The following is a 3,769-nucleotide window of genomic DNA, read 5'->3' as shown; positions in this document are numbered from 1 at the left end:
GATGAGGTGTTCGCGGAGGTGGCGCTCGCGGAGGAGCAGCGGGCTGAGGCGGGTCGCTTCGGTCTGCATCCGGCTCTCCTCGACGCCGCCCTGCATATGGCCGGGGTGGGTCCGGAAGACGAGGAGACGGGCCCCGCGCGTTTGCCGTTCGCCTGGACAGGTGTCTCCCTGTACGCCACGGGTGCGACGGAGCTGCGGGTGCGCCTCTCGCCGTCGGGCGCCGAGGGGATCTCGGTGCTGGTGGCGGACACCGACGGGGTGCCGGTGGCTTCGGTCGACTCGCTTGTGGGGCGACCGGTGGCGGCCGAGCAGCTCACCGCGTCCTCGCAGGTGACCAGGGACTCGCTGTTCACCGTGGAATGGGATCGCGTGCCCCCGGAGGGCATGCGGGGAGCGGCATCTCAGGCTCAGTGGGCGATGGTCGGATCGGACGATCTCGGCCTCACCGCCGCCTTGGCGGAGGCGGGGCAGGACGTAGCGAGCGGCCCGGAGCTGGCCGCCCTGGCCGGCTCCCCGGATGCCGTCCTCGTGACATGCGCTTCCGAGTCGGACTCGGATGGGCAGGATCTTCCGTCCACCACGCGCCGCCTGGCCCACCGTGCTCTGGGCGTGGTGCGGGAGTGGCTGGCCGAGAAGCGGTTTGCCGGTTCGCGGTTGGTGGTGGTGACACGGGGTGCGGTGGCGGCCGTAGCGGGTGAGGATGTGCCGGATGTGGCGGCGGCCGCGGTATGGGGTCTGGTGCGGTCGGCGCAGGCTGAGCATCCGGATCGGTTCGTCCTGGTGGACGTGGATGACGTACCGGTGTCGTCCGGAGTGCTCCAAGCGGCGCTGGGGTGTGGGGAGCCGCAGGTGGCCGTGCGGTCCGGGGAGGTGCTGGCGCCCCGGCTTTCGCGTGCCGTTCCTGCTCCTGTGGCTTCCGCTGAGGGAGTTGGGTCGGGCTTTGCGTGGGATCCCGAGGGCACGGTGCTGTTGACCGGTGCGCTGGGCACGTTGGGGCGTTTGGTGGCGCGGCATTTGGTGGCCGAGCGTGGGGTGCGGCATCTGGTGCTGCTCTCCCGGCGGGGCCGGGAGGCCGCTGGTGCGGTGGAGTTGGAGGCCGAGCTGGCGGAGTTGGGTGCGTCGGTGACCGTGGTGGCCTGCGATGTCGCCGACCGTGAGGCGCTGGCGGGCGTGCTGGCGCGCATTCCGGCGGATCGTCCGTTGCGTGGTGTGGTGCATGCGGCCGGTGTGCTGGACGACGGTGTGGTCGACTCGTTGACGCCGGAGCGCATCGACGCTGTGTTGCGGCCGAAGGTCGATGCGGCGGTGCATCTGGATGAGTTGACGCGGGATCTGGAGCTGTCGGCGTTTGTGATGTTCTCGTCGGCCGCTGCGACTTTTGGTGCGGCGGGTCAGGGGAACTATGCGGCGGCGAATATGTTCCTGGACGCTCTGGCGGCGCGGCGTCGGGCGCGTGGGCTCGCGGGGGTGTCGTTGGCCTGGGGTTTCTGGGCCGAACGCAGCGGTATGACCGGCCACCTCGCCGACGCCGACGTCTCGCGGATGGAGCGCGGCGGTGTCATTCCGCTGTCGTCGGACGAGGGGCTTGCGCTCCTCGACGCGGCGAGCGCCATGGACGACCACTCGCTGCTGGTTCCCGTACGGATCGCCCCGGCAGCGCTCCGTGGTGGGGCCGGGGCCGTACCGCCGTTGCTCCGACGGCTGGTGCGTACCCCCTCACGGAGGGCCCTCGCGGACGCCGCGCCGGGCCTGGACACAGCCCCGCACGGTGACCTCGTCCGGCTCGCGGGGCTTTCCGAGGCCGAACAGGAGCAGACGCTGCTGGATCTCGTGCGTGGCGGAGTCGGCGCGGTGCTCGGCTACTCCGATGTGGAGCAGGTCGAGCCGGAGCGTGCGTTCAAGGAGCTCGGGTTCGACTCGCTGACCGCCGTGGAACTGCGCAACCGGCTGAACACGGCCACCGGGCTGCGCCTGCCCGCCACCCTGGTCTTCGACTACCCCTCGCCCCTGGCGCTCGCCCGCTACCTCCGTGGCGAACTGCTCGGCCGGAGTGGCGAAGTGGTTGCCGACCCAGGACGTCGGGTGTCGGTGGCCGCCTCCCCGGACGAGCCGATCGCCATCGTCGGCATGAGCTGTCGCTTCCCGGGTGGGGTGAAGTCCCCCGAGGATCTGTGGCGGCTTCTGGCCCGTGGCGGAGACGCCATCGCCGCCTTTCCGGACGATCGCGGCTGGGACCTGGAGGGTCTGTATCACCCGGATCCCGATCACCGGGGTACGGCGTATGCGCGTGAGGGTGGTTTCCTGTACGACGCGGGTGATTTCGATCCGGAGTTCTTCGGGATTTCGCCGCGTGAGGCGCTGGCGATGGATCCGCAGCAGCGGTTGCTGTTGGAGACGTCGTGGGAGGCGCTGGAGCGGGCCGGTATCGACCCGGCGTCGGTGCGCGGCAGCCAGACCGGTGTCTTCGCCGGAATCATGCACCACGACTACGGCTCGGCCACGGTGCCGGAGGGAGTCGAGGGATACATCGGCAACGGCACCGCCGGCAGCATCGCCTCGGGCCGCGTCTCCTACACCTTCGGGTTCGAAGGGCCCGCCGTGACGGTGGACACCGCCTGTTCGTCGTCCCTGGTGGCACTGCATCTCGCGGCCCAGTCGCTGCGCCAGGGGGAGTGCTCGCTCGCGCTCGCCGGTGGTGTGACGGTGATGTCGACCCCGGCCCTGTTCGTGGAGTTCAGTCGTCAGCGGGGTCTGTCGGCCGACGGGCGCTGCAAGGCGTTCGCGGGAGCGGCGGACGGTACGGGGTTCTCCGAGGGCGTCGGCGTGCTGCTCCTGGAACGGCTCTCGGACGCACGGCGCAATGGCCATCGGGTACTTGCCGTCGTCCGTGGGTCCGCCGTCAACCAGGACGGCGCGTCCAACGGGCTGACGGCCCCCAACGGCCCGTCGCAGCAGCGAGTGATCCGAGCGGCGCTGGCGAGCGCCGGGCTGTCGGCCGCCGAGGTGGACGCGGTCGAGGCACACGGTACGGGCACGACACTCGGCGACCCCATCGAGGCACAGGCGCTGCTGTCGACCTACGGGCGCGAGCGGGGCGCCGATGAGCGGCCGCTGTGGCTCGGGTCGATCAAGTCGAACATCGGTCATACGCAGGCGGCTGCCGGTGTGGCGGGTGTGATGAAGATGGTGCTGGCGATGCGGCACGGCGTACTGCCGAAGACGCTGCACGTCGATGAGCCGTCGCCGCATGTGGACTGGTCCGAGGGCGCGGTGCGGTTGCTCACGGATGCCACGGAATGGCCGGAGACGGGGCACCCGAGGCGTGCGGGTGTCTCCTCCTTCGGCGCCAGCGGGACCAATGCCCATGTGATCGTGGAGCAGGCCCCCGAGGAGCGGCGTGTCGCCCGGCCGGTGGGCGACGGATCCGCAGGGTCGGCGCTGGTGCCATGGGTGGTGTCGGCGAAGTCCGAGGATGCGTTGCGGGCGCAGGCGGAGCGATTGCTGTCGGCGGTGCGTGGGGAGCTGGGCACCGATGTGTCGGTCGCGGATGTGGCCTCTTCGCTGCTGACCAGGCGCTCGGTGTTCGAGGAGCGTGCGGTGGTGCTGGCCAATGACCGTCAGGGCTTCGTGGCCGGGCTGGAAGCGCTGGTGGATGACGTACCGGCGGCCGGTGTGGTCCAGGGCTCTGTGGTGTCGGGCAAGTTGGCGGTGTTGTTCTCGGGGCAGGGCAGTCAGCGGGTCGGGATGGGCCAGGGGCTGTGTGAGGCGT

General features: G+C 70.8%; 1 protein-coding gene. It reads left to right on the top strand.

Going from position 1 to position 3,769, the window contains the following annotated elements; genetic code table 11:
* The coding region (locus ABD329_RS47445) for a type I polyketide synthase (protein WP_344318221.1) at positions 1 to 3,769 on the top strand (3,769 nt) is incomplete at both ends.

Source organism: Streptomyces javensis (assembly GCF_039525925.1).
GTDB classification, from domain to species: Bacteria; Actinomycetota; Actinomycetes; order Streptomycetales; family Streptomycetaceae; genus Streptomyces; species Streptomyces asiaticus.
Note: the sequence above shows the minus strand (reverse complement) of the source record. Positions and strands in the feature narration are given on the sequence as shown.